Origin of the sequence: Sphingobacterium tenebrionis, assembly GCF_037126265.1 — a bacterium.
Classification (GTDB): Bacteria; Bacteroidota; Bacteroidia; order Sphingobacteriales; family Sphingobacteriaceae; genus Sphingobacterium; species Sphingobacterium tenebrionis.
In genome coordinates this window covers 69,286-95,904 of record NZ_JAYLLN010000008.1, presented here as the reverse complement: position 1 = coordinate 95,904, position 26,619 = coordinate 69,286, and the positions used below count along the sequence as shown (strand labels likewise).

The 26,619-nt window shown below is 43.2% G+C and carries 18 protein-coding genes; 12 read left to right on the top strand and 6 right to left on the bottom strand.

Going from position 1 to position 26,619, the window contains the following annotated elements; all coding sequences use genetic code 11:
- Nucleotides 1-190: 190 nt before the first annotated feature.
- On the bottom strand, nt 191-1,555 hold the full coding sequence (locus VJ786_RS05475) for an MATE family efflux transporter (RefSeq protein ID WP_134777042.1): 1,365 nt from the start codon (nt 1,553-1,555) through the stop codon (nt 191-193).
- A 152-nt stretch (nt 1,556-1,707) separates the two neighbouring features.
- On the opposite strand from VJ786_RS05475, the gene VJ786_RS05470 reads away from it, so the two are divergent.
- The 3 genes from VJ786_RS05470 to VJ786_RS05460 all read left to right on the top strand — a co-directional run bounded on the left by VJ786_RS05470 (nt 1,708) and on the right by VJ786_RS05460 (nt 4,981).
- A complete protein-coding gene (locus VJ786_RS05470) occupies nt 1,708-2,247 on the top strand; it encodes a Sec-independent protein translocase subunit TatA/TatB (protein WP_134777041.1) in 540 nt (179 codons plus the stop codon).
- A 70-nt stretch (nt 2,248-2,317) separates the two neighbouring features.
- Nucleotides 2,318-4,615, top strand: a complete 2,298-nt coding sequence (locus VJ786_RS05465; protein WP_134777040.1) for a Tex family protein — start codon at nt 2,318-2,320, stop codon at nt 4,613-4,615.
- Nucleotides 4,616-4,690: 75 nt separating this feature from the next.
- Nucleotides 4,691-4,981, top strand: coding sequence for a hypothetical protein (locus tag VJ786_RS05460; protein ID WP_134777039.1), 291 nt, complete (start codon nt 4,691-4,693; stop codon nt 4,979-4,981).
- A gap of 33 nt (nt 4,982-5,014) precedes the next feature.
- On the opposite strand, the gene VJ786_RS05455 is transcribed toward VJ786_RS05460, so the two are convergent.
- A complete protein-coding gene (locus VJ786_RS05455; protein WP_245153312.1) occupies nt 5,015-9,412 on the bottom strand; it encodes a translocation/assembly module TamB domain-containing protein in 4,398 nt (1,465 codons plus the stop codon).
- 57 nt (nt 9,413-9,469) lie between these two features.
- Here VJ786_RS05455 and tsaD point away from each other — a divergent pair, with 57 nt between their 5' ends.
- The gene (gene tsaD, locus VJ786_RS05450) at nt 9,470-10,471 is read left to right on the top strand and encodes a tRNA (adenosine(37)-N6)-threonylcarbamoyltransferase complex transferase subunit TsaD (RefSeq protein WP_134777038.1); all 1,002 of its coding nucleotides are present in this window, start codon (nt 9,470-9,472) and stop codon (nt 10,469-10,471) included.
- 256 nt (nt 10,472-10,727) lie between these two features.
- Here the strand turns inward: tsaD and VJ786_RS05445 are convergent, their stop codons facing one another.
- Nucleotides 10,728-12,005 (bottom strand): carboxypeptidase-like regulatory domain-containing protein, encoded by a 1,278-nt coding sequence (locus tag VJ786_RS05445; protein ID WP_134777037.1) that lies wholly within the window; start codon nt 12,003-12,005, stop codon nt 10,728-10,730.
- Nucleotides 11,998-12,558 carry an RNA polymerase sigma factor gene (locus VJ786_RS05440; protein ID WP_245153311.1) on the bottom strand — a complete coding sequence of 187 codons (561 nt, stop codon included), beginning with the start codon at nt 12,556-12,558 and terminating at the stop codon, nt 11,998-12,000. The genes VJ786_RS05445 and VJ786_RS05440 overlap by 8 nt, the downstream gene beginning before the upstream one ends.
- Nucleotides 12,559-12,653: 95 nt before the next feature.
- Here VJ786_RS05440 and VJ786_RS05435 point away from each other — a divergent pair, with 95 nt between their 5' ends.
- Nucleotides 12,654-14,495 (top strand): vWA domain-containing protein, encoded by a 1,842-nt coding sequence (locus VJ786_RS05435; RefSeq protein ID WP_134777036.1) that lies wholly within the window; start codon nt 12,654-12,656, stop codon nt 14,493-14,495.
- Between the two features lie 285 nt (nt 14,496-14,780).
- Here the strand turns inward: VJ786_RS05435 and VJ786_RS05430 are convergent, their stop codons facing one another.
- Nucleotides 14,781-16,169, bottom strand: coding sequence for a LutB/LldF family L-lactate oxidation iron-sulfur protein (locus VJ786_RS05430; RefSeq protein ID WP_134777035.1), 1,389 nt, complete (start codon nt 16,167-16,169; stop codon nt 14,781-14,783).
- A gap of 161 nt (nt 16,170-16,330) precedes the next feature.
- Entirely contained in the window at nt 16,331-18,073 is a 1,743-nt protein-coding gene (gene aspS / locus VJ786_RS05425) for an aspartate--tRNA ligase (protein WP_134777034.1), read from the bottom strand.
- A gap of 516 nt (nt 18,074-18,589) precedes the next feature.
- Here aspS and mraZ point away from each other — a divergent pair.
- Genes mraZ through murD form a run of 7 tightly spaced genes read left to right on the top strand, consistent with a single transcriptional unit; the run spans nt 18,590 to nt 26,616 of the window.
- Nucleotides 18,590-19,063: a division/cell wall cluster transcriptional repressor MraZ gene (gene mraZ, locus VJ786_RS05420; RefSeq protein ID WP_099366895.1), complete on the top strand. Its 474-nt coding sequence runs from the start codon at nt 18,590-18,592 to the stop codon at nt 19,061-19,063.
- A complete protein-coding gene (rsmH, locus tag VJ786_RS05415; protein ID WP_099366896.1) occupies nt 19,056-19,970 on the top strand; it encodes a 16S rRNA (cytosine(1402)-N(4))-methyltransferase RsmH in 915 nt (304 codons plus the stop codon). Before mraZ ends, rsmH begins: the two co-directional genes overlap by 8 nt.
- Before the next feature lie 2 nt (nt 19,971-19,972).
- Nucleotides 19,973-20,383, top strand: coding sequence for an FtsL-like putative cell division protein (locus tag VJ786_RS05410; protein WP_099366897.1), 411 nt, complete (start codon nt 19,973-19,975; stop codon nt 20,381-20,383).
- Nucleotides 20,384-20,400: 17 nt separating this feature from the next.
- On the top strand, nt 20,401-22,530 hold the full coding sequence (locus VJ786_RS05405; RefSeq protein WP_134777033.1) for a penicillin-binding protein: 2,130 nt from the start codon (nt 20,401-20,403) through the stop codon (nt 22,528-22,530).
- 1 nt (nt 22,531) lies between these two features.
- Nucleotides 22,532-23,989 carry a UDP-N-acetylmuramoyl-L-alanyl-D-glutamate--2,6-diaminopimelate ligase gene (locus tag VJ786_RS05400; RefSeq protein WP_134777032.1) on the top strand — a complete coding sequence of 486 codons (1,458 nt, stop codon included), beginning with the start codon at nt 22,532-22,534 and terminating at the stop codon, nt 23,987-23,989.
- Nucleotides 23,990-23,993: 4 nt separating this feature from the next.
- Entirely contained in the window at nt 23,994-25,238 is a 1,245-nt protein-coding gene (gene mraY / locus VJ786_RS05395; protein ID WP_099366900.1) for a phospho-N-acetylmuramoyl-pentapeptide-transferase, read from the top strand.
- A 4-nt stretch (nt 25,239-25,242) separates the two neighbouring features.
- On the top strand, nt 25,243-26,616 hold the full coding sequence (gene murD, locus VJ786_RS05390; protein WP_134777031.1) for a UDP-N-acetylmuramoyl-L-alanine--D-glutamate ligase: 1,374 nt from the start codon (nt 25,243-25,245) through the stop codon (nt 26,614-26,616).
- Nucleotides 26,617-26,619 lie beyond the last annotated feature (3 nt).

Below are 26,619 nucleotides of genomic sequence, written 5' to 3'. Positions count from 1 at the left end.
GATGCACTATACGATAGTCCGGTCAAACTGCAGAATGGTCAATGAACTAAGTTACTAAATGTCATCACCTTCCGATAAATTTAGTTCAAATTTTTAATTCTCAGGATGACAAAGACTCCGCTTAGGATGACAAAGTCCAAAGATTGCTTCGTCGTACCTCCTCGCAATGACGAAGTACCTTACAATGTCTTTAGGCACCCACCTCAATTAACTTCCTTTTCACCACATACTGATACCTCAAAAACAGCAAAACCGAAGAGGTCAGCAATCCCAATGTCAAGCCATACCAAATCCCTTTAACCCCTACATTCCAATAAATCCCTAGCAGATAAGCTACCGGTATACCCACCACCCAATACGCCACAAACGTTATAAAAGTAGGGATATTCACATCGCCCATACCCCGCAAAACACCCAATCCAACCACCTGCGTTCCATCAAATAATTGGAATCCACCTGCAATGATCAATAGAGGGCCAGCCAAAGCAATAACCGCCAGATCCGTTGAAATAATATACGGTAGATATTGATTAAACACCGCAAATATCAAGGCACAGATTATCATAAAGACAATCACCAAATGGTAGGAAACCGTTGCAAACTTCCTCAACCTGAAAAAGTTCTTGTTTCCAAAACTATTCCCAACCTTAATGGTGGCTGCTGAAGCAATTCCACTGGCCATCATATAAGTCATTGCCGCAAGCGTAATTGCGGTTTGATGTGCTGCCTGCTCCACTGCCCCGATCATCCCTGCGATCAAAGCCGCTGCAGCAAAAGCGCCAATCTCAAAAACATACTGCATAGCAACCGGAGCACCAATCTTCAGGATGTTTTTCATACGATCCACATCAATGAACTTTACCGAAAAATGCTGGATATACCTTTTGAAATTCGATGAATTCAAAACATACCAAGCCATTACGGCCATCATCAGGATACGGTCCACCAAGGTGGCAATACCCACACCGACAACGCCCATTGGCTTAATGCCAAACATCCCTTTCACCAGCACAATTGCCAAGAGCACGTTCAGTACATTTCCCCAAATGGTAATGTTCATGGCCTGCTTGGTAAAGCCCAATCCTTCGGCAAATTGCTTAAAGGTATTGAACAGCATCAAAGGTAATATGGATAAGCTCAGGATCAGAAGATAAGGTTTGGCAGTTTCTACCACCAGCGGATCTTGGTCAGCATGTTGCATGGCATACATCGATCCGAAATAAACCAACAGGAACAGCAGGATAGCCGAAATGATGTTCAACCAAAAACTGTTGGAGAGCAATTTGGCACATTCCTGATAGTTCCCGCGTCCATTTTCCTGCGCTATTAGCGGTGTTAATCCGAAGGCAATACCAAGGCCTATCACCAGGACGACCATAAAAACAGAATGCACCAGAGAAACAGCAGCTAATGAAATCGTACCGGAAAAATGGCCAACAATAATGGTATCCGCTGTTTGGACCAAGGTATGACCCAATTGGGAAATCACAACAGGTCCGGCTAATGCCATGCTGCTGAGGTAATACATTTTGTTGGATTTGTAATAATTGAACATATCAAATCGGGTTGGAGTGGGCAAATGTACAAAGTTTAACTTCAAACATTGTAGCAGGCTTGTTAACTTTTTGTGTCTAAATATTTACAGATAACAGTTGGCGAAAAAAAATAATACACTTACCTTAGCTCTATTAACAATTTTTAAAAGAAATGAATTTAGCGTTTTTGAATATAGGTACCCAAGAGATGGTGTTGATCCTGATTGTGGCGTTGTTGTTGTTCGGAGGGAAAAAACTACCTGAATTGGCGAGAGGATTGGGAAGAGGTATACGCGAATTTAAAGATGCTTCCGAAGGCATCAAAAGAGAGATTTCCGATCAGATCAATAACTTTGAAAAGGAAATTGATGATGTAAAAGCAAATATCGAAAGCGAACCTGAGCAGCAAAAAACATCTACGAATTACCAAAATGATGAGGCTTTAGCAAATCAAGGTACTGATCAGGCAGAAAAAGGAGAGGTAAAAGAAAAGAAAACTCCACATTTTTCTGCTCCTGCCGGGACATATACCCATCAACCTTATGCAACCCCAACACAGGATGATTATTACAGCTATGGTTATAACGACCATTTTGAAGATAATAAAGACGTAGACCAAACGGCAGCTACAGAAGATCAACCATCTGCTGACCAAACACAACATGATGAAGGTAAAACTTCATCAGATGAAAATCCATCTAAAAACGCCTAACAATATTTAAGCATAAATCATTAAGCTGTTGATGTTCTTCAACAGCTTATTTTTTCTATAACACTTGATTATGAGTACATCCCACGAGTTTATCGTATCGCAAGAGCTAGCGCTTAGCGAAAAGCAAGTAAACAGTACATTGGCCCTATTGGATGAAGGTGCTACCATTCCTTTTATTGCAAGATACCGTAAAGAGGTTACCGGAAGTTTGGATGAGGTGCAGATTGCGGCGATCAGAGATCACATTCAGCAATTACGCGATCTGGATAAACGCAAGGAAGCTGTCTTAAAATCCATTAGTGATCAAGGGAAATTGACCCCTGCTTTAGAGGAGCAGGTAAAAACAGCCGAGACCATGGCCATTCTGGAGGATATTTACCTTCCATACAAGCCAAAACGTCGTACACGGGCTTCCATGGCGCGCGAGAAGGGATTACAGCCATTGGCTGATATCCTATTAGCACAGGATAAGATCGATCTTGACGAAGCAGCTGCAGACTATATCGATGCGGAAAAAGGGGTGAACAACCTGGAAGAAGCTTTGGCAGGAGCAAGAGATATTCTAGCGGAACAGATTGCAGAGGATGCCGAAGTTCGATCTCATGCAAGAAAGATCCTGATGGAAAAAGGGAAGTTTGTTTCTAGGGTGGTGCCAGGAAAAGAGGAGGCAGCCCTTAAATACAAGGACTATTTCGAGTGGTCTGAATCCCTAAAAGATGCACCATCCCATCGGGTATTAGCGATGCGTAGGGGCGAAAAAGAAGAATTATTGTACCTGGATGTGGATGTGGAAGAGGATCAAGTGCTTCCGGGTATAGAAAAACAATATATCAAAGCCAAGAACAGTTCCAGCGAACAGGTTGAACTTGCGCTATTGGATAGCTATAAGCGTTTGTTGAAACCATCCATGGAAACAGAGGTTCGCGTATTGACTCGCCAACGTGCGGATGAAGAAGCGATCAAGGTTTTTGCAGATAATGTTCGCCAATTGCTATTGGCGGCACCACTTGGTCAGAAACGTCTATTGGCGATTGACCCAGGTTTCCGTACGGGATGTAAAACCGTGGTACTGGATGCGCAAGGGAATTTATTGGAGAACACGGCGATCTTCCCACACAATGGCGCCGGAGGAATGGCAGAGGCCGAGAAAACCATCAAGCATTTAGTTACTAAATACGATGTGGAAGCTATTGCAATTGGTAATGGTACAGCTGGCCGTGAAACAGAAGATTTTGTCCGCAAATTACAATTGTCGAATGTGACGGTGGTGATGGTGAACGAAAGTGGGGCTTCCATTTATTCTGCTTCAGAAACCGCAAGGGAAGAGTTCCCAGATTATGATGTTACCGTTCGTGGTGCAGTTTCCATCGGTAGAAGATTGATGGATCCTTTGGCCGAATTGGTGAAGATCGATCCAAAATCCATTGGAGTAGGTCAATATCAACATGATGTAGACCAAGGTAAATTACAGAATGCCTTGGATGATACCGTGATTTCCTGTGTGAATGCAGTTGGGGTAGAATTAAACACCGCTTCCAAACAGATTCTTGCCTATATCTCAGGATTAGGTCCAGCATTGGCTCAACAGATCGTCAATTATCGTAAAGAAAATGGACCGTTCAAATCCCGTCGGGAGTTGAAAAAAGTGCCTAGACTGGGCGATAAAGCCTTTGAACAGGCAGCTGGCTTCCTCCGTATCCGAAATGCAGCGCATCCTTTGGATGCCTCCGCAGTACACCCAGAGCGATATGCGTTGGTGGAACAGATGGCAAAAGATCTAAAGGTTTCTATCGAGGATCTGATGAAGGATGATAGCCTTAGAAAACAAGTTAACCTAAGAAACTATACCTCCGAGGAAGTGGGATTGCCAACCCTGAATGATATCATGGCCGAGTTGGCTAAACCAGGATTGGATCCACGGGAGAAATTTGAATCCTTTTCCTTTACGGAAGGTGTGAATAAAATCAGCGATTTGAAGGTGGGCATGAAACTGCCAGGAATCGTAACGAATATCACAAACTTTGGTGCTTTTGTGGATATAGGTGTTCACCAAGATGGATTAGTACATTTAAGTCAATTAGCGAATCATTATGTTTCCGATCCACATGAAGTGGTCAAAGTGCAACAACAGGTGATGGTGCAGGTGACGGAGGTAGATGAACGCCGGAACCGAATCAGCCTAAGCATGAAAACAGAAGATAAAGGGCAAAGAAAGCGTTCGGATTACCGGGAGACTGGAAAATCAGATCAAGGGAAACGAGATCAGGGTAACAGGTCGCATGGCAAGGGAAACCATGGAAGGAGAGAGGTTGAGCCCGAAACCGATATGGCTAGTAAACTTGCAGCCTTGGCAAGTAAATTTAAATAGACACAAAAGAAATGGCTAGTCCTCAAGGCTAGCCATTTTTTTATTAGTACTCGAAATAATTGATTAATTTCAACCATGACTATTCAAGAATTCAAAGCTTCGTTAAAAGAAAATCATCCCGATCCTTCCTGGTCCGTACATCTAAAATCCCTTTGGTATGATGCAAAAGGCGATTGGAAAACTGCCCATGACTTGGTCGATCAACTCACGGATTTACTTTCTGCACACCTACATGCTTATTTGCATCGGGTGGAGGGCGATCTATGGAATGCCAGGTATTGGTACAACCGGGCCAAGCAGCCTGAATTTACCGGTTCCCTTGATCAAGAATGGGAGTCCTTATTCCAATTATTTAATAAAAACTAAAGTATACTAGAAGAAAAACAAACGGATAGCCAACTAAAATGGATTAAGGTTATGCTTTACCGTATCCTGCCTTGGCAAAGAAAAAGGTTTGATACTATCCTGTTTTGTTTTGAAAGTCCACATCCGGCGCCAGAATTCTCCAAGGGTATTGAATTCCTGCCGATACACCAATCCTACCGCGTTGATATAATCATCCGTCGGTGTAAATAAAATATTCCTCGTATTTAAACGGTTGTAAGCCCGGAAAACTAAACTTCCATCCCTACGCACCCTATAGGTCAACTCCGCATCCGTAGCTACCTCATTGGAGAAAAAAGTCAGATCGGTGGTCTGTATATTCCTGCGGTCCACAATACCACCAGTCAATACCAAACGATCATTGAAGAACCTAAAGGAAGCTGAGGCATCATTGAAGGAACGGATATTAAAATCCAAGAAATTAATATTCAAGGATTGCGCTAAAATATTATTAAGCTGATTGAAGGCGATCTCTGTTCCGGCAGACAATAAGGTGTTGTTCACCTCCCGACCAACATCATTGGAAGAACTTGCTGTAAAACTTCTTCGGATAATCAGACTCAAGGCTTGTTGGTTTACATTGTTCGCATCGCTTAAATAGGCCTGCAGTTCATCCTTTACATACGGGTTTTGCGGGAAATTCAAGTCGAAAGTAACATCCGGTTGGCTTAGCGTACCTTTGATGTTCATATCAGCTTGTGCCAACACGCGTTCATCCTGCCCAGCTCGCCCGGCTGCATTATACAGATCGCCGATCGATGTTCGCTGTTGATAGAGTGCCACCAAGTTAATTGTTGCTCCAGACGGAGAGCCCGTCCAACGGATGGTTCCCCCTTGTTTGATGTCAAAGTATTTGTTGATAAAATCCTGCGCCGTAAAATGGAATTTTCCAGAACTTACGGTATAATCTCCAAACATCTCAAAATCCCCTAAACTCGATACCTTCAAGGTGATTTCCCCATTACCTGTCCCTTTCAAAGAACCAAGATCAGTCTGTAGGTTCACTTCCGCATCGGGGGTCAGCACCAGGTCCATATTCATGGTCATGCCCTTCAGGAAGTACCTGGAAGCATTCTCTTTATTTTCACTGGAATCCTTACTCACAAAATAGATGAAATCGCTGTCAGATACCGTCATCGCTGTGTTAAACGGTATACTGATGACTGTATTGGCCTCGGATCTTGCTTTGATATTGATGTCGATAGCAGAGGTCTGTCCTTTGAACAAAAAGTTCCCCGTAGCAAAGGCAGTCCCATAGTAAAGGTTATTGTCCTTGAAAGTGGTGTTCAATATCATCACATTATTGGTGGCCACATCCACATCAATATAAGGATTGTTTAATTTGTTCAGATCGATCTTCCCATTCGCTACCGCTTGATGCCCTTTGGTATCCGTGAAGGTCAAATTATCCAAAATAATGTTGTTCTTGTCTACCAATGCCGTCTGGTTACTGAAGTTATACGCCGTTTTCAGGTAATTCACATTGAACGATGCGTTCTGAATCTTGGCCGTTCCGTTGAACAATGGATTCTTCAGGGTGCCATTGATCTGGATATCAGCATTGATCCTACCTTCCAGATTAGAAGCCAGGTTGCGGACGAAAGGTTGCAGCAAAATCAATTCTGCTTCCTTAAGATCGCCCTTCAGATTTAATTCCTGATCACCCTCATCCACTTGATAGGTTCCTTTCAAAGTAAGCCCTCGGTTCAGTTCATCCAATAATTGGAGATCTAAATTGGCTACTTTGGATTCCGGTACATAATCCGCCAATAATTTCAAATGCCCGATGGGGATTTTATTATAAACTAAAGGGGTAGTACTTACATCCGCAGATAGATATGGTTTTCTGAAAATAGAATTCACTTCAATATTTCCGTTCAGCTCTCCACTTAACTGAATGCCCATAGGAGCAAGAATACTTTCCAAGGAATTTAGGTTGAAATGGTTGAAAGCCACATCCAATTTATCATCCTCATTGGACAATACCCCGTTAAAGGTCAACAATTGCTTGCCCTGGCTGGCCTTCAGGTTCTGCAGGTAAAATTTCCCCTTAGAAACACGCATTTCTGCATCTTTGTTGAATTCCCAAGGATCATTATTGACCACAATGGTCGATTCATTGAACTTGATGTATGCGGGTTTGTTATGCGCAAAATGGATATTCCCATTCAATCGCAGGTAATTTACATCGGTTTCATTTGCCGCATTGACCGAGAACATCAGGCTGTCTTTTGCCAGTACATTGTTGATCTCGATATTATTTACATATAGACTATCATTTAAAAACAGCCGATCTGCCTTGAGGTCAAGAGAAAAGGCCTCTTGATCCGCATTTTCCTGCAGATTTAGGTTTTGCAGGTTGATGCCTTTGTATTTGACCAAAGGACTAAAAGCATGGAATTTAGCGGTATAATCCTCCGAAGAAAAATGGGCTTCTAAATAAGCACCATCTTCTAAGGTCAGGTTGGGGTCCAAGAACGCAGACACAGGTTCAAAGGATTTAATGTTGAACTCCAGATCAAATATCTGGGGGTTATAAGGTTCCAGATCGAAGCCGATTGCTGGTGCATAACGCATCGCCAAGGCTTTAAAATAGGGAACAATGGTATTCAGATCGATCAAGCCGCGCATCTCCGCATCCGCCACATTGGACTTCAAACTGAAAAGCCTGTCCTTTTCATTACCCTGTGCCGAAAAATAAACATCATTGATGGAAAACTCGCCCTTACTGGTTTCCATATTGATCTGGTCGCTATAAAGGTCGCCCACCAGATTGTTCAGGTTGTTTCCTTTTAATTGAGTGTGGATGCTAGTATTATAGATCAGGATGCTGTCTTTTTTAACCAGCCCCATTTTCTTCAGGTTGACCTGTTCGATATCAGCGTAAATGTCGTAAGAAATTTGCGGTTGCTGAAGGTCTATAGAAGCATCGTAACTCAACCTGATCTGGGGATCTTTAATATCCCCAACTGCTTGGATAATGCTGTTCGCTAAGGTCGCATTGACGAATAGGCTATCATATTGGTAATTCTCAAACTGGAAGTTTTTTAAATCTCCTGCCAGATTCAGTTCCAATTGATCCAATTCCAGACCTTTACCTTGAAAATCGAAATCCATTCCGGTTTGTCTCAAGCTATTAGATCCCAAAAGTTTACCTAATTGAAAATCTGGGCTTTGGAGTTGACCTTGATATTGTATGCCTTGTTTAAGGTTGATGTTTGTCTTGGCAATGATATCGCCTAAGGCAGTTTGGAAGTTACCTTCCACATCAAACAGGTTGTAAAGCCCTTTGAAAGTTCCGGCAAACTGTAGATGTCCTAAGGCATGTAATTGTTCAGGTAGCTTGAAAGCGGAACGGTTGGCCAATTGGGGCACCAAGAGTTCCACATCCTTGGCTGAACTGTTCAGTTTTTCCAGGTCAAAATCAAAAATGGTCCTGTTGATATCGGGTAAGCCCTTGATACTGAAATCGCCCTTTAGTTCCGTTTCCTTTCCGGTTTTCAGATGGGCATCGCTGGCGTATAATTCCGCTACGGTTCCATCCACCTTGGCCTGGATGATATGGGTTTTGAACTTGACGAACTTCAGGTCAGGCGCAAAATATTCTATATCCCTGGAATCCACAAAAACATCTTCCAAGGTGCTTTCAATCTGCACTTTATTGATGAAATCGCCGAAATCAGCAAATTTGGAATAAGTGAATTTTAAATAGCGGCTTAAGGAGGAGTTGTTGCTGATGAGTTTCAGATCATCAAATTCCATGGAGGTGGAGCTGATCTTCGTCTGCGCAGTGAGTTCCTTCAGGTGAAAACCTGATTTTTCTTTCAGGGTTAATGCTCTTAAATTAGCCTCAAAACCTAGGGTATCAAATTTGATCTCATTGATCGCGCCAGAAAGGTTGATGATGTCCAGATCGGAAAAATCAACCCCTCGGTTATGGTGTTTGAATCGATGGTTGACCAGTTTGATCTGGTTGTTCTTGAGCACAATATTATCCAGTTGCAGTTGCAAAGGCTTGCTCTGTTTTCCTTCTTTCTTTTTCTTGGGGGCGAAATAATCGACCAAAAACTTAAAATTTGAACTGTCTTTATAGAAATGCAGGTTGGCTTTTGCTTCCTCGATACTGATTTCCTCAATGGTGATCTTGTTTTCCAAAATCTTGCGAAGCATGAGGTTGGCATGCAGTTCTTTGGCAGAAAGCAATGGCTTGCCCGATTGATCGGAAATCTGAAATCCAGTAAGGGTGAGTTCTGAAAATGGTCGGAAATATACACGTTCCACCTTAACATCAGCTTTTAACTCTTTGGACAGGTAATTGGCGACCTTATGGCTCACATAGGTCTGCACGGAAGAGAACTGAAGCGAGAATAACACGATCGACAGCAATGCAAGGATGCTGAGCAGGCAAATCAACGTTATTTTCAGTATTTTTTTGATACTTTTGTACTTTATTTAAATTACTCTCTCAAAATGGCCATCATACTCGGAATAGAATCTTCATGTGATGAAACTTCGGCCTCTATTTGTATAGACGGCGAAATTAAGGCAAATATTATAGCTGGTCAAGCAGTACATGCGAAATATGGTGGTGTGGTTCCGGAGTTAGCCTCCCGAGCACATCAGCAGAATATCATCCCTACGGTAGATCAAGCTATTGCTGAGGCAAAAATACATAAAAATGAGATAGATGCAGTAGCATTTACGCGTGGACCTGGACTTTTAGGCTCTTTATTGGTAGGAACCTCCTTTTCGAAGTCTTTTGCCTTGGCGATGAATATTCCTTTGATCGAGGTGAACCATATGCAGGCACATATTCTAGCGCATTTTATTGATGATCCTAAGCCTAATTTTCCGTTCTTATGTTTAACGGTTTCTGGTGGACATACGCAGATCGTGCTGGTAAAGGATTATTTTGAAATGGCATTGTTGGGGGAGACCCTGGATGATGCTGCTGGAGAAGCTTTTGATAAAACAGCGAAGATATTGGATCTGCCTTATCCTGGTGGACCATTGATCGATAAACATGCACAAAATGGAAATCCGGAGGCTTTTAAATTACCGGAGCCTCAGATTCCGGACTTGAATTTTAGTTTCTCGGGTCTGAAGACGGCGATACTTTATTTGGTTCAGGGAGAGTTGAAGAAGGATCCTCGTTTTTTGGAGGAGCGAATGGATGATCTATGTGCATCCGTGCAGAGTAGGATTGTTTCTATTTTGTTGAATAAATTGAAGAAGGCGGCGAAGGAAACAGGAGTGAAGGAGATTGCTATTGCGGGTGGTGTTTCTGCGAATTCGGGGTTGAGGAAGGGCTTGTTGGAAATGGGTGAGAAGTATGGTTGGAAGGTGTTTATTCCGAAGTTTGAGTATTGTACGGATAATGCAGCAATGATTGCGATAGCGGGTTATCAGAAGTTTTTGAAAAAGGATTTTGTAGGGCAGGATATAGCGCCATTGGCAAGGATGCATGTATAGGTTTTAATCTGGTTATCGTGAGGAACTATACGTCTTTGAACTTTACCCGTCATTGCGAGGAGGCACGACGAAGCAATCTTTCGATATGCGGCGCCCAATGTCATCCTTAGAGAAGTCGAAGGATCTGTACGGTAGTACACGAATAGATGGTTCGACTACGCTCACCATGACATGGCTAAAGATTGCTTCGTCGTGCCTCCTCGCAATGACGAAGTTCTCGCAATGACGCGAAAAGCTCTCGCAAAGTCTGCAAAAACTACCTAAACTCCACCTTAACCTCTACCTTCTTCCCATCATTACCCAAGCTCCAATCCGGGCCGTTCGAGATAATCTGAATAGCCCTCTGGTTCAACACCGCATTACTAGATTTCTTAACCTGTATTTCCACCGGCCTTCCCGCATTAGAAACATCAAACACCAAGGTCACAGCCCCTTTACCCAATAAAGATTGACCAGTCTGATCCTCTAGGTATTTCCTAAAAGCCGACCAACCCGCCAAAGGCTCTGATTTTGTTTTTCTCGCTCTACCACTTACTCCAACAACAACAACCTCATCCAAACTCTGATTCGATGGGGCCAGCTGTACCACCTTATTATTACTTGCGATTATACGCTTACTCTCATATCCTAAAGAAATCAATTCCAATTCTTGGCTATTTGCCGACAAAGGCATAATATATTGACCAGAAGAATCTGTAATGGCAATTTCATTCGTTTGAACATCCCTAACCGTCACATGATCCAATGGTCTCCCTGAAACCTGATCCAACACCAATCCCGTTACGATGGTCTTTTTGTCCTGGGCAGAACCAACCCGCGCAACAGCTCCAGTAATAGTTTCCTTCTTCGCTATACTATTGATTCCCCGGATAACAATTTGATTATCAGTTTGTACCCCCGAAACTTTTCCTGCAATCCTATTATCCACAATCATATCCTCATTCCGGAAATCATAAGACGTATCCCGCCATCTTCCAAAACCCATCCGATCTGCCTCTGTAGCCACTGGTGCATCTGGAAATCTCAATTTCGGCCGCTGAATTTCTACAACAGCATCTTTAGATGCCCGCCTTTGAGGCGCTTTCTTTTCCAGCATGGCTATTTCCTGTTCAGGCTCGAACAATTCATCCGCCAAACTATCTATCGGAGCTACATTCGTAGGGCTATCCATCGGTGCCGCCTGATCTGCCGCGGCAATGCTTTCCTCCATTGTTTCCTGCTCCACATCACGATTTAGATACCAGGTAAGACCAATCCCAAATGCCAATACCAAGGCAGCTGCGATAGATATCCAACGTATATAACCCATTTTTTGGATCTTCTTCGGATGCGTACGTTCATAAATAGCAGAATCAAGATCCTTTTTATCCAGCAATTCAGATTCGCCCAGTGCCTTCTCCTGCTCCAAACCAAGGATGATGTCCATCAAGAATTCATCCTGATGGGATGCCTTTTCAAGGGCATACATCTCCGAAGGACTCAGTTCCCCGTTTACATATTTCCTTAAATAAGCAATATCAAAATGATTATTCATTTCCACTCCTTTCCATGCAGTTCTTCAGATTGCGCTTCCCGTTCTGAATATAACTCTTTACATCATTCAAGCTATAGCCTGTTATTTCTGAAACCTCTTTATAGCACTTCTGTTCTATAAAGAAGAGTTGAATACTCTGTTTTTGTTTATCGATCAGCACCTCGATACAACGTTCCAATTGGGAAAGTTGCTCTTCCTTGTCCTGATAGTTTTCCTCCTGATGCAGGTTTACCCCAAATTCCACAAAACTGTCTGTAACAATTTCCATTTTATTTTTTGCAGAACGCAGGGCCATCAGGCAATGGTTCTTGCCAACAACATATAACCAACGTGGAAAATCTTGGATATCCTGTTTCTTTACCTTTTCGATCAGTTCTTCGAAAATCTGCATAACGGCGTCCCGGCTTCTTTCCGGTTCTTTGAAGTATCGGAGGCATACATAGTATAGCATTTCGCTGTGCCGTTGAAACAGCTCACCTAAATAGGTAAGTTCTCCAGCTTGCAGAAAGGCTTGGAGCAGTTCCTCATCGGTATGGATGGTCTGTTTCGACAAAATGCTACGGCTTTATAAAAGCTGAAAATTAATTTTTTTTTCTCGTTTATGGAAATTTGTTTTTTTCTGCATCCCTTGTCAAAAATCAACGCGCTATGAAAAGATTACTATATGTTTTCGCTTTGCTGTTTGCCCTAGGAGGTATGAGCCAAGCCATTGCAGCCGAAATTACCGGCTTTGTGAAGGATAATTCGAATAAACAGCCCATTGTTGGGGTGCAGATTATGGTACAAGGGAAAAACCTTGCCACTACCTCGGATAAGAACGGGTATTTTAAGATCCAGGCAGATAAAGGGGATGTATTGGAGTTTTCCTACCTAGGATTTGAAACCAAGACCGTAAAAATCGCCAAGAAATTGAATTTAGAGGTTTTTATGGATGCGAGTTCTATGCAGTTAGAGGAAGTAACAGTCATGGGATATGGGCAGGTGAAAGCGCAAAAACGTGTAGGGGCAGTTGTGGCATCCCACCATCCCGGGATGGTGGTTCGGGGTATTCCAAGTCCTGTGCAATCAGAATCCTATCAAAACATTGATGAGAATAAGTTTATTTCACCACTGAAAGAAGCTTTATCCACTTTTGCAGTAGATGTGGATGCCGCATCATACAGTAATGTACGTAGGATGATCAATTCGGGAACTCTGCCGCCGAAAGATGCGGTACGGGTAGAGGAGATGATCAACTATTTTCAATATAATCTGCCTGCCCCAACCAATGGGGATCCAGTAAAGATTTTTACCGAGTTGGCGACTTCGCCATGGAATAAAGAGCATAAACTGATGCGTATAGCACTTAAAGCTAAAAATATGCCTACAGAAAAGCTTCCAGCATCCAACTTTGTGTTCTTGATTGATGTGTCTGGTTCTATGTTTGGACATAATCGTTTGCCATTGGTGAAATCGTCCCTAAAATTATTGGTGGATCAATTAAGACCAGAGGATAAGGTAGCCATTGTAACCTACGCGGGTTCAGCTGGGTTGAAATTAAAAAGTACTGCTGGTGATCAGAAGATGACCATTAAAAATGCGATCGATGAATTGGAAGCTGGTGGTTCAACCGCTGGTGGCGCGGGAATTAAGATGGCCTATAATATAGCGCGGGAAAATTTTCTGAAGAATGGAAATAACCGTATTGTATTGGCAACTGATGGGGATTTCAATGTGGGTGCATCTTCGGATGAGGATATGGAAAGCCTGATCAGCAGAGAGCGGGAGAGTGGTGTGCATTTAACCGTTCTGGGCTATGGTATGGGAAACCTGAAGGATAGTAAGATGGAGATCTTGGCGAATAAAGGTCATGGTAACTATGCTTATATTGATAATATTGCGGAAGCCAGAAAAGCCATGGTCACTGAATTTGGTGGAACGATGTTCACGGTGGCGAAGGATGTGAAGATCCAAGTGGAATTCAATCCGGCTTATGTGCAGGCTTACCGATTGGTGGGGTATGAGAATAGGTTATTGGCCGCTGAAGATTTTAATAATGACCAGAAATTGGGAGGAGATATGGGAGTAGGGCATGCGGTCACTGCGATCTATGAGATTGTTCCGGTAGGGGTGAAGAGTTCGGCTATTGGAACGGTTGATCCCTTGAAATATCAGGAAAATGGAAAATCTAAAGCAGGTGCTTTGAATGGCGAATTGGCTACGGTGAAGTTCAGGTATAAGGATCCGAAAAGTGAGGTGAGCAAATTGCAGCAAGTGGTGGTGTCGGATAAGGCTGTTGGTATTGATGCAGCAAGTGAAGATTTTAGGTTTGCAACCGCAGTTGCGGAGTTTGGGATGTTGATTCGTAATTCAGAATTTAAACAAAAAGCGAGTTTTGCCAGTTTGATCGCTAGAGCAAAAGCTGCCAAAGGAAAAGATGATGAGGGATATAGGGCAGAGTTTATCAGGATGGCAGAGAATAGTAAGTCTTTGATGGATACTGGGGGGTAATCCCGTCATTGCGAGGGCCAGCGTCATTGCGAGGAACGAAGCAATCTTTCTCCTCTCGTCATTGCGAGGTACGAAGCAAACTTTCTCCCTTCGTCATTGCGAGGAGGTACGACGAAGCAATCTTCCCACATGTCATGCTGAGCGCAGTCGAAGCATCTCTTCGCTAGTACCCGTACAGATCCTTCGACGATGCTCAGGATGACAAAGGGCATTCAGGATGACAAAGTCCAAAGATTGCTTCGTCGTGCCTCCTCGCAATGACGTAAATCTTAGCAAACCCCCTTTTTACTTCTCGTGCTTCTGTTTTTCCTTCCATTGCTGCGCAAAGGATTTATCTGCAATCTTTGGCAGTTCCCTTTGATCTCCCCAAGCTTTCTTGAAAAAATTACGCACAAAGAAATTCTTCATCTTTCCACCAAAGAAATCAATCCATTTTCTTTTTTGGATCGCCCAGGTGAACATCTTCCAGCCTCTAACCTCCATCGGAGCAGCTAGGCCTTCCTGAACGGAATCCCTGCGGTTCAATAACAACATCTTTTGGATATCGATCCCTACCGGACAAACCTCTGTACACTTTCCACACAGCGAAGAAGCATAACTCAAATGCTTAAATTCCTTCATGCCGTTCAGGTGTGGAGAGATCAATGAACCAATAGGTCCCTGGTAGGTGGTTTCATAGGTATGGCCACCAATGTTCTGATAGATCGGACAAACATTCAAACATGCACCACAACGTATACAATATAAGCCTTGGCGCTGGTCTTTCTGCTCCAATACATTGGTCCTACCATTGTCCAAGAGGATCACATACATCTCCTCTGGTCCGTCTCTTTCGGTTCCTTTTTTAGGGCCTGATAATAAAGTATTATAAACGGTCAGGTTCTGACCAGTTCCATGGGATGCCAATAATGGCCAAAATAAATCAAGGTCATTGATGCTTGGTAATACCTTTTCAATTCCAACCACCGCAATATGAACTTTGGGAAAAGTGGTGGTCAACCTGGCATTTCCTTCATTCTCCGTAATCGCTATACTGCCGGTATCTGCCACTAAAAAGTTGGTACCTGAGATACCAATATCAGCGCTAGTATATTTCTCCCGCATGATCTCACGGGTTTTCATGGTCAATTCTTCTGCTGAAGATTCCAAGGACATATCAAATTTCTCGTGGTAGACCTTTGCAATATCTTCCAAACTAAGGTGCATCGCAGGGGTCACGAAGTGATAAGGTTTATGACCTAATTGTTGGATGATATACTCGCCTAGATCACTTTCAACCGTCTCGATCCCTTTTTTCTCCAAAAAATCATTCAGGTGGATTTCTTCGGTAGCCATCGATTTTGATTTGATGACCGATTGGGCATTATGGTATTCCATGATGCGCCAGATCTCCTCTTGGGCTTCCTTCACATCGTTTGCCCAGATTACCTTTCCACCATTTGCCGTGAAATTCGACTCAAAATCCAATAGGTATTTATCCAGATTTTCAATAGCTTTCCATTTGATCAGGTTAGCCTTTAATTTCGAATTCTCCAGATCAAAAAATTTGCTTTTCCCTTTTTCAAAGGCGGTATTATATTTATCAATTCCTGTATTGATAATCTGACGATGTTTCAGATCAAAGGATTTCTCCAAGCTATCTTTAAGGAATTTGTCAGCAATAGTTTGTGCCATAGGGGATGATTAAGCTTTCGTGCAAAAATAAAAGATGAAAGGTATGATGCCAATTTTAAATATAAAAAAAATCTGCTAATTTTCATGCAGCTAAAAAATCAAAAAGCCTAAATGGATTTTCCATTTAAGCTTTTTGAATAAGAAAGAAATATATTCTTTTACTATTTTATTCCCAAACCCAACTCGTCCAATTGCTCTTTCGCGATGGTAGCTGGCGCATCGATCATCACATCCCTTCCAGAATTGTTTTTCGGGAAAGCGATGAAATCACGGATCGTTTCTTGGCCACCAAGGATAGCTACCAAACGATCCAATCCAAAGGCCAATCCACCGTGTGGAGGAGCTCCGTATTGGAAAGCATTCATCAAGAAACCGAATTGGTCCTGTGCCTGCTCAGGCGTAAATCCTAAATGCTTGAACATCAAGGCTTGCATATCTTTATCATGGATACGGATCGACCCGCCTCCGATTTCATTTCCATTCAATACCAAGTCATAAGCATTTGCGCGTACTTTTCCAGGATCGGTATCCAACAAAGGCATGTCTTCTACCTTAGGTGAAGTAAATGGGTGATGCATGGCGTGATAGCGCTCGGTATCCTCATCCCATTCCAACAATGGGAAATCAATTACCCATAATGGTGCAAATTCATCTGGTTTGCGCAATCCTAAACGATTACCCAATTCCATACGCAAGGCACTCAACTGCGCTCTAACTTTATTCGCAGGACCAGATAATACCAGGATCAAATCTCCAGCTTTTGCGCCGGTCGCTTCTGCCCATTTAGCCAGATCCGATTGGTCGTAGAATTTATCAACGGAAGATTTAAATGTACCATCCGCTTCACATTTCACATAAACCATTCCCGAAGCACCAACCTGCGGACGTTTTACCCAATCGGTCAGTTCATCGATCTGTTTACGGGTATAAGATGCCGCTTCTGGAACAGCGATACCTACCACCAATTCCGCATTATTGAAAATGGCGAAATCCTTATGTTGTGCTACCGCATTCAATTCGCCGAATTTCATACCGAAACGAATATCTGGCTTGTCATTACCATAGGTACGCATGGCCTCATCAAAAGTCATACGTGGAAATTGCTCCAATTCGATCCCATGGATGTTCTTCAAAAGATGACGGGTCATTCCTTCAAATACATTCAGGATATCCTCTTGTTCCACAAATGACATTTCACAGTCTATCTGGGTAAACTCCGGCTGTCTGTCGGCACGAAGGTCCTCGTCACGGAAACATTTTACGATCTGGAAATATTTGTCCAATCCGCCCACCATCAATAATTGCTTGAATGTTTGCGGCGACTGTGGTAACGCGTAGAATTGTCCTGGGTTCATGCGGGAAGGAACAATAAAGTCCCTAGCACCCTCAGGGGTAGATTTGATTAAATAAGGAGTTTCCACCTCACAGAAATCCAAGGAAGAAAGGTAATTTCTTACTTCTTGCGCTACCTTATGACGGAATAACAAGGAATTCTTCACCGGGTTACGGCGGATGTCCAGATAACGGTATTTCATCCGGATATCTTCACCTCCATCGGTTTCATCCTCGATCGTGAAAGGAGGTAGCTTGGATTCGTTCAGGATTTCCAAATTGCTCACCTTTATTTCGATCTCTCCGGTAGGGATTTTGCTGTTCTTGCTGGAACGTTCAATTACAGTTCCTGTCACTTTGATCACATACTCACGGCCCAATTCGCGTGCTTGGCTACGTAAAGCCTCGTCGTCCTCACTGTTGAAGGTCAATTGGGTGATGCCATATCGATCACGAACATCGATAAAGGTCATTCCGCCCAAGTCACGAGATTTCTGTACCCACCCACTAAGGGTTACCGTTTTTCCCAAGTCTGTGATTCTTAATTCGCCACAGGTATGTGTTCTATGCATGTGTTCTGTATTATTTTTTTTGCGCTACAAAATTATCTGATTTATCCGAGAATAAAGAATTATAATAGGGTAGTTTTCTATGCTAAAACCGCATTTTCAAACTAGATTCGCCCTTAAAGCATGCTTAAAGCAGGGTTTTAGTATGTAAATCTATGTCGAACATACATTTTACATACTTTTAGGTTACTTTCACCTTGCTTTTATAGCGAAGGAAACCTCTCGAAAAGGCTTAAAAAATCTGCATTCTCAATAGTCCTCCACTTTGCCCCACATTACCTTTCATTTTGCCATTTTACTGCTTAATACCAAGCCATTTAACCCAAAAATACCCTAAAAAACATCCCTATGATACATTCATTAATTTATTGTGTTTCAATACAATCCCTTGTTTTTGACCTATTTAAGGCTGTTTTTGTAGGCGGATGCCTATGTGGAAAACTTTTTTGTGGGGCATTGTGGGGGATTGTGGGAGAAAGTGTATACTTTTACATTAAAATTACCGTAGAAGTCAAATAAATGAATCCATTAATCGGCGAGTTCGAATGTAAGCTAGACACCAAGGGAAGATTGGTGGTCCCTGCCGCGCTCAAAAGGCAATTGCCTGATGTAGAGCGTGAAGGGCTAGTGGTGAACCGTGGATTTGAGAAAAATTTAGTGATCTATACCAAGGAAGAATGGAACAAAAAGATGTTCCAGCTATCTAAACTGAACCAGTATAATGCGAAGAACAGAAACTTCATTCGTCAATTTATGCGGGGGGCTACGGAATTGACCTTGGACGCTGCCGGACGTGTCCTGTTGCCAAAATCATTGTTGGAATATGGAAACATTCATGGCGAAGTGTTCTTGCAATGTACGTTCGATAAGATCGAGGTTTGGGCAAAAGAGGAGTACGAGGCATTGATGGGAGATGCGGATGAAGCAGATTTCGCATCCTTGGCAGAAGAGGTAATGGGTGGATTTGATTTCGGAGGAAGTATCGATGAGTAATGAAATTGGATACCATGTACCTGTCATGTTGCAGGAGTGCATCGATGCATTGGCAATTGATCCGAACGGTACCTATGTAGATGTAACGTTTGGAGGCGGAGGCCACTCCAAAGAAATCTTGAAACATCTGGGCGAAAACGGTAGGTTGTACGCCTTTGATCAAGATCCTGATGCGGTTAAAAATGCGTTGGATGATCCAAGGTTCAAATTGATCCATCAGAACTTCAAGTTCTTAAAAAATTATCTACGCTTAGAAGGTGTTAAGCAGGTTGATGGCATTTTGGCCGATCTAGGTGTTTCATCGCATCAATTTGATGCGGCAGACCGTGGGTTCTCCATCCGTTTTGATGCGGATCTGGATATGCGCATGGATCAGGTTTCGGACCTGGATGCGAAAAAACTATTGAATACTTACCCGGAGGAAGAGTTACATCGGATTTTTGGGATGTATGGGGAGATCCAGAATGCAAAATCCCTGGCGAAGGTGATCGTCACAGCGAGGCTGAACCAAGAGATCCAAACGGTAGCGGAATTGAAGCAGGTGATCCAGAAGTTGGTTCCCAAAGGAAAAGAACATAAATACCATGCGCAGGTTTTTCAGGCCTTGCGTATTGAGGTGAATAAGGAGTTAGAGGCTTTGCAGGAGTTCTTATTACAGACAGAAGCTGTTTTGAAGCCAAATGGCAGATTGGTGGTCATGTCCTACCATTCCTTGGAAGACCGATTGGTGAAGAACTTCATGGCAAAAGGAAAATTCAAGGGGGAAGTAGAGAAGGATTTCTTCGGAAATGAGATCAAGCCATTCAAGGTGATCAGCCGCAAAGCGATCGTAGCGAATGCCGAAGAGCTGGCAAGAAATAACAGAGCACGGAGTGCAAAATTAAGAATTGCAGAAAAGATAGGATAGGGATGGCGAATAGGAATACCATAAAACAAAAGGAACTGAGCGAAGAAGTTCAGGAGGAGATGTCGGATGCTTTAGAAGAAAAAGTAGAAGAGACCGAAAATTTCCTCAAGAGCTTTTTTTCTACCCAAAGGTTGTCCACTTATCTCGTTGCCAAGAATTTGCCATTTGTGGCTTTTCTTGCTTTGTTAGGCCTGCTGTATATCACGAACAGGCATTTGGCAGAGAATACGGTTCGTCGGATCGATAAATTGGGGAGGGAAGTGAAGGAATTGAGTTGGGATTATAAATCATTGAATGCGGAGTTGATGAAATTGACCACGCAGACAGAAATAGCAAAGCGTGCGGATACCTTAGGGTTGAAAGAGCGTACCGAGCCACCAATAAAACTGGAGATAGTAAAAGAAGTTAAATAGTCACATTAGCAAGAAACATGAATATTAGGAAGACCATTTTGATGAGGGTATACCTGGCGTTCGGGCTGATGGTATTTGGTGCCCTTTTGGTTTTTGGAAAGTTGCTTCACCTGCAATATGTTGATGGTGATCAATGGCGTGAAATGGCGGATAGCTTGACCATACGCGAGCGTGTGGTAGAGGCTGCCCGTGGCAATATTTATTCTAATGATGGCAGTTTGCTGGCTACTTCGGTGCCAGAATATGATATTAGGTTTGATGCGATGGCCATTCCATCCGAGCATAACGATGTCTTCAATGCTCGGGTGGATTCTTTGGCCATTAACCTGGCGAAATACTTCGGAGATCGTTCTTCGAGACAGTACCTGACCCAACTTAAGGAGGCAAGGGCCAAAAAACAACGCTATGTGCTGATCAAGCGTGCGGTGTCGCATCAGCAGTTAAAGGACTTGAAGAAGTTTCCACTTTTCAAGAATTTCAAATCAGAGAAAAAACGCTTTTCAAGCAGTTTGATCGCGGTTCGTGAGAACAAGCGCATTTTGCCTTTTACTAATCTAGCGGCTCGTACCATCGGTTACAAAAACACCAAAGGCGATACGGTGAGGGTAGGTCTTGAGGGTGCTTATGGCGATTACATCGAAGGAAAAAGCGGGGTGCAATTGATGCAACGCATTGCGGGCGGTGTTTGGATCCCAGTGAACAGAGAGATGGAAATCGCTCCAACAGATGGTTCGGATATCATTGCAACCATCGATGTGAATATGCAGGATATGGCACAACGTGCCTTGGAAAAGCAATTGCAGATCAGCAATGCCGATAACGGTTGTGTGGTATTGATGGAGGTTCAGACCGGAGAGATTCGTGCCATTGCCAACTTTACCAAAGATGGCGAAGTTTATAGAGAAAAATTCAACTATGCCATTGCGCAAGGGGCTGACCCCGGTTCTACCTTTAAGGTAGCCTCTTACCTAGTAGCATTGGACGATAAAAAAGTGGACTTGAATACCGTGGTGGATGTGGGTAATGGAACGTATAAAGTTCCTTCGCATACCATCAAGGATTCGCATGCACCTAAAAAATCCCGCATGACGGTTTTGGAAGCCTTTGAAGAATCTTCCAACGTGGCGGTTGCCAAATTGATCAATCAACATTATGGTGCTAATCCGGAGAAATTCACTGGAAAATTGCATGAATGGGGGTTGAACCAACCATTAGGAATCCAAATCCCTGGGGAGGCGACGCCATGGGTGAAAATGCCAGATAGCCGTTCTTGGAGCAAATTATCCTTGGTGCAGATGGCCTATGGATATGAATTGAAACTTACTCCATTGCAGACATTGACCTTGTTCAATGCGGTTGCCAATAATGGTAAGATGGTCGCGCCTTTGTTCGTAAAGGAAATCCAACACCTGGGTCAACCGGTTAAGAAATTCGAAGCGAGGGTGATCAATAAGCAGATTGCCTCTCCGGAAGCAATCAAGTCTATGCAGACGATGATGAAAGGAGTGATGGACGAAGGTACAGGTAAGCGTTTGAAAAGCCCATTGTATACTTCAGCAGGTAAGACGGGTACTGCCCAAATGGCCGATGGTTCCAGAGGATATGGACAAAGAAGATATCAATCCTCTTTTGCTGGTTATTTCCCCGCAGAGAATCCAAAATATTCCATGATCGTGGTTATCCGTAACCCTAGGAATGGATACTATGGAGGTTCGGTAGCTGGACCGGTTTTCCGCGAACTGGCGGATATGGTCTATGCCAACGACCTTTCCCTGCACCATACGTTTGGCCAACGCCAAGTGAATGTGGCTGGAGAGAAGGTGCCTTATACCTTAAGAGGATCTAAAGAAGCGACTGCTAAGGTATATGAGAAGTTAGGGTTCAAAACGGTGAACTGGAATGCGATTGTTCGCTCGGAAAAAGATTCCGCAGGCACAGGCGTCACACCTACTTCATTTGCCACCAATGAGGTGAAAGAAGGGGTAGTTCCGAATGTAAAGGGAATGGGCCTGGTGGATGCCATCTTTGCGATGGAGAATGCAGGCTATAAAACCACGGTGCGTGGAAAAGGAAAAGTTATCAATCAATCATTAGCAGCGGGACAGCGATTGAAAGCTGGAACGCATGTACTTATAGAATTAAATTAAGATGTTGTTAAAAGAATTGTTGCACGGCATTCCGGTACAAGATTACCGCGGCACCCTGGAGACGGAGGTGAAAGCCATTTGTCTTGATTCGCGCAAAGCGGAATCGGGAAGTGCATTCATTGCAGTTCGAGGACATCAAACAGATGGGCATTTATTTATTGAAAAGGCCATCGCCTTAGGAGCAGGGGTTATTGTTGCGGAGGAGATGCCTGAACATATCCAAGATGATGTAGTATATGTACTGGTTTCAGATTCTGCCTATGCACTTGGTGTGATTGCAGGTAATTTTTACGGCAATCCTTCCCATAAACTAAAATTGGTAGGGGTAACCGGTACCAATGGTAAAACGACCATTGCGACCTTGCTTTTCAATCTTTTTGGAAAATTGGGTTACCATGTGGGTTTATTGTCGACAGTGCAGAACCAGATTGGGGATCGCATCATTGCCTCCACCCATACCACTCCGGATCCTATTTCCCTCAATGCTTTATTGCAGGAGATGTTGATGGATGGATGTGACTATTGTTTTATGGAGGTCAGCTCGCATGCGGTAGTTCAGCAGCGAATCGCAGGTCTGCGTTTTGCAGGTGGGATATTCAGCAATATTACCCACGATCATTTGGATTTCCACGGCACTTTCGCCAACTATATTAAAGCGAAGAAGAAATTCTTTGATGACTTAGACAGATTTGCATTTGCCTTGACCAATATCGATGATAAAAATGGTCAGGTGATGCTTCAGAATACTTTTGCGCACCGCAAAACATATGGCCTACACCAAATGGCGGATTTCAAAGCCAAGATTTTGGAAAGCCATTTTGATGGAATGCTGTTGCAGATCGATCAGCACGAACTGTGGGTGAAATTGGTAGGACATTTTAATGCCTATAATTTATTGGCGGTTTATGGTGCGGCTATCCTGTTGGAGCAGGAGACCATGAAAGTGTTGACCGCACTTTCGGAGATTGCGGGTGCCGAAGGTCGTTTTGAAACTTTGAAAGCTAAAAATGGCGTAGTGGCTATCGTGGATTATGCCCATACACCGGATGCAGTAGAGAATGTATTGGAAACCATCAATGAACTCCGTCAAGCTGGACAACAGGTTTTTACCGTGTTGGGATGTGGTGGTGATCGAGATAGGACCAAACGCCCGGAAATGGCTGAAGTGGCTTGTCGCCTTAGCGATAAGGTGATCCTAACCTCTGATAATCCAAGATCCGAAGATCCAGCAGCGATCATCAAGGAAATGGAAACCGGCGTGCCTACCGATAAAAAGAAAAATGTGTTTTCCATTACCGACCGTAGAGAAGCTATCCGTGCTGCTTTTCATTTGGCACAAGAAGGAGATGTGATTCTAGTGGCTGGTAAGGGACATGAGAAATACCAGGAAATCAATGGGGTAAAGAACCATTTTGATGATAAGGAAGAATTAATTAAAATTTTTAACGAACATAACTAAACGGATGTTATACTATTTATTCACTTGGCTTAATGAGCATATTCATATCCCTGGAGCTGGACTTTTCCAGTTTATCTCCTTCCGGACGGCCATGGCAGTTATTGTATCGTTAATTATCACCACCGTTTATGGTAGCCGTTTGATCCGCTTGTTGCATCAGAAACAAGTTGGCGAAACGATCCGTGATCTGGGTCTAGAAGGGGAAAAGAAAAAGCAAGGAACACCTACCATGGGTGGATTGATCATCATTGCAGGTATTCTAATTCCAACCTTGTTATTTGCCAAGTTGGATAATATCTATGTGCTTTTAATGATCATCACCACCGTATGGATGGGAGCTATCGGTTTCTTGGATGATTATATCAAGGTATTCCGTAAGAATAAAGAAGGATTGGCCGGTCGTTTCAAAGTGATTGGTCAAGTAGGTTTGGGCGTGTTGATCGCGGTGACGATGTATTTCCATCCGGATATCGTAGTTCGCCAAACGGTTTCCAACCCTTCGTCTTCAAGACCGGTGGAAGTGATCATCAATCCGTCAACAGGGGAGAAGACTTATGCCGAAAACGTAAAATCCACGAAGACCAATATTCCTTTGTATAAGAACAACGAGTTTGATTATGCCAAAGTGTTGGATGTGTTCGGACTGAATAATGTATGGATTACCTTCTGCCTGTTTTTGGTGGTTGTGGTCCTGATTGTTACGGCAGTTTCCAATGGGGCGAACCTAACTGATGGTATTGATGGGTTGGCTACAGGAACCTCCGCCATCATCGGGATTACCTTGGCGATCCTAGCCTACGTATCTGGTAACATCATCTTTTCGGATTACCTGAACATCATGTACATTCCGAATTCTGGAGAGCTGGTAATCTTTGCAGGCGCTTTTGTTGGAGCATGTACCGGTTTCTTGTGGTACAATGCCTATCCGGCACAGGTGTTCATGGGGGATACCGGTAGTTTGACCATCGGTGGTATTATTGCTGCCTTTGCCATCCTGATCCGTAAGGAATTATTGATCCCGGTTTTATGTGGAATTTTCTTGTTGGAAAGCTTGTCGGTTATCCTTCAGGTTTCCTATTTCAAATACACGAAAAAGAAATTCGGTGAAGGAAGACGCATCTTTTTGATGTCGCCTTTGCATCACCATTATCAGAAAAAAGGATATCATGAGTCCAAGATCGTTACCCGATTTTTAATCGTGTCGATCATCTTGGCCATTATTACGGTAGTAACCTTGAAAGTGAGATAAGCAGATGTCGAACATTGCACATACCTATTACCCACAGTCTGGACGCCTAGTGATTCTTGGCGCAGGAGAGAGCGGCGTGGGAGCTGCCATCCTTGGGAAGGATAAAGGCTTTGATGTCTTTGTTTCGGACATGGGTACTATTTCTGAGAAATACCTGAATATGCTTCAGGAAGAAGGGATCGCATTTGAGTCGGGTCAACATACCGAAGACCTGATCGTCAATGCAGACCTGATCGTCAAGAGCCCAGGTATTCCTGAAAAAGCGCCATTGATCAAGCAATTGCGTGGAATGGGAAAACCGATCATCTCGGAAATTGAATTCGCGGCACAGTATACCGATGCTAAATTATTCTGTATCACGGGTTCCAATGGTAAAACAACGACCACCTTATTAACCTATCATGTATTGAAGCAAGGAGGGTTGAACGTTGGGCTTGCGGGTAATATCGGGAACAGCTTTGCCTTACAGGTAGCAAGGGAACAACATGATAGCTATGTATTGGAGATCAGCAGTTTCATGTTGGACGATATGTACCATTTCCGCGCTGATGTAGCGGTTATATTGAACATTACGCCTGACCATTTGGACAGGTACGATTATAAGATGGAGAATTATGTGGCTTCTAAGTTCCGAATGGTTCAGAACCAACGAGCAGAAGATTATTTCATCTATTGCCAGGATGATGCAGAAACAGTTGCTGCCCTGGATAAACATCCCACAGCAGCGCAATACCTGCCTTTCACCCAAGAGGGGGAATTAAGCATAGGTGCCTTTGTGGATGCCGACAAGAACTTGAACATTTTAGTACCAAATAGAGAAGCTTTTACCATGAATATTGAAGAATTATCACTGCAGGGCAGACACAATGTTTACAACAACAGTGCCGCAGGTTTAGTAGCCAAAGTACAGGAACTCCGTAACCAGACGATGAAGGAAAGTATGGGTTCTTTTGTAAATGTAGAGCATCGCTTAGAGCATGTTGCCTGCATCGGTGGGGTCAATTACATCAATGATTCGAAAGCGACGAACGTGAATTCGGTTTGGTATGCTTTGGAAAGTTTCAGCACGGAGATCGTGTTGATCATGGGTGGAGTGGACAAAGGAAATGATTACGAAATGTTACGTGATTTGGTAAAATCCAAAGTGAAAGCGATCATCTGTATCGGTAAAGATACTGGTCGTATCCATGAGGCTTTTGAGGATGATACCGATGTGATCGTGAATTCAGCTTCTATGAGCGATGCGGTACAGATTGCTTCGCATCTAGCGAAAAAAGGAGATACGGTATTGTTATCGCCGGCATGTGCGAGCTTTGACTGGTTCAAGAATTATGAAGATCGCGGCGAACAATTTAAGGATGCAGTAATGCACTTATAAAAT

What these genes read in the sequence shown, in the direction of transcription:
- VJ786_RS05475 (WP_134777042.1), bottom strand. Translation starts at nt 1,555, where the DNA reads ATGTTCAATTATTACAAATCCAACAAAATGTATTACCTCAGCAGCATG.
- VJ786_RS05470 (WP_134777041.1), top strand. Translation starts at nt 1,708, where the DNA reads ATGAATTTAGCGTTTTTGAATATAGGTACCCAAGAGATGGTGTTGATC.
- VJ786_RS05465 (WP_134777040.1), top strand. Translation starts at nt 2,318, where the DNA reads ATGAGTACATCCCACGAGTTTATCGTATCGCAAGAGCTAGCGCTTAGC.
- VJ786_RS05460 (WP_134777039.1), top strand. Translation starts at nt 4,691, where the DNA reads ATGACTATTCAAGAATTCAAAGCTTCGTTAAAAGAAAATCATCCCGAT.
- tsaD (WP_134777038.1), top strand. Translation starts at nt 9,470, where the DNA reads ATGGCCATCATACTCGGAATAGAATCTTCATGTGATGAAACTTCGGCC.
- VJ786_RS05445 (WP_134777037.1), bottom strand. Translation starts at nt 12,005, where the DNA reads ATGAATAATCATTTTGATATTGCTTATTTAAGGAAATATGTAAACGGG.
- VJ786_RS05435 (WP_134777036.1), top strand. Translation starts at nt 12,654, where the DNA reads ATGAAAAGATTACTATATGTTTTCGCTTTGCTGTTTGCCCTAGGAGGT.
- VJ786_RS05430 (WP_134777035.1), bottom strand. Translation starts at nt 16,169, where the DNA reads ATGGCACAAACTATTGCTGACAAATTCCTTAAAGATAGCTTGGAGAAA.
- aspS (WP_134777034.1), bottom strand. Translation starts at nt 18,073, where the DNA reads ATGCATAGAACACATACCTGTGGCGAATTAAGAATCACAGACTTGGGA.
- mraZ (WP_099366895.1), top strand. Translation starts at nt 18,590, where the DNA reads ATGAATCCATTAATCGGCGAGTTCGAATGTAAGCTAGACACCAAGGGA.
- rsmH (WP_099366896.1), top strand. Translation starts at nt 19,056, where the DNA reads ATGAGTAATGAAATTGGATACCATGTACCTGTCATGTTGCAGGAGTGC.
- VJ786_RS05410 (WP_099366897.1), top strand. Translation starts at nt 19,973, where the DNA reads ATGGCGAATAGGAATACCATAAAACAAAAGGAACTGAGCGAAGAAGTT.
- VJ786_RS05405 (WP_134777033.1), top strand. Translation starts at nt 20,401, where the DNA reads ATGAATATTAGGAAGACCATTTTGATGAGGGTATACCTGGCGTTCGGG.
- VJ786_RS05400 (WP_134777032.1), top strand. Translation starts at nt 22,532, where the DNA reads ATGTTGTTAAAAGAATTGTTGCACGGCATTCCGGTACAAGATTACCGC.
- mraY (WP_099366900.1), top strand. Translation starts at nt 23,994, where the DNA reads ATGTTATACTATTTATTCACTTGGCTTAATGAGCATATTCATATCCCT.
- murD (WP_134777031.1), top strand. Translation starts at nt 25,243, where the DNA reads ATGTCGAACATTGCACATACCTATTACCCACAGTCTGGACGCCTAGTG.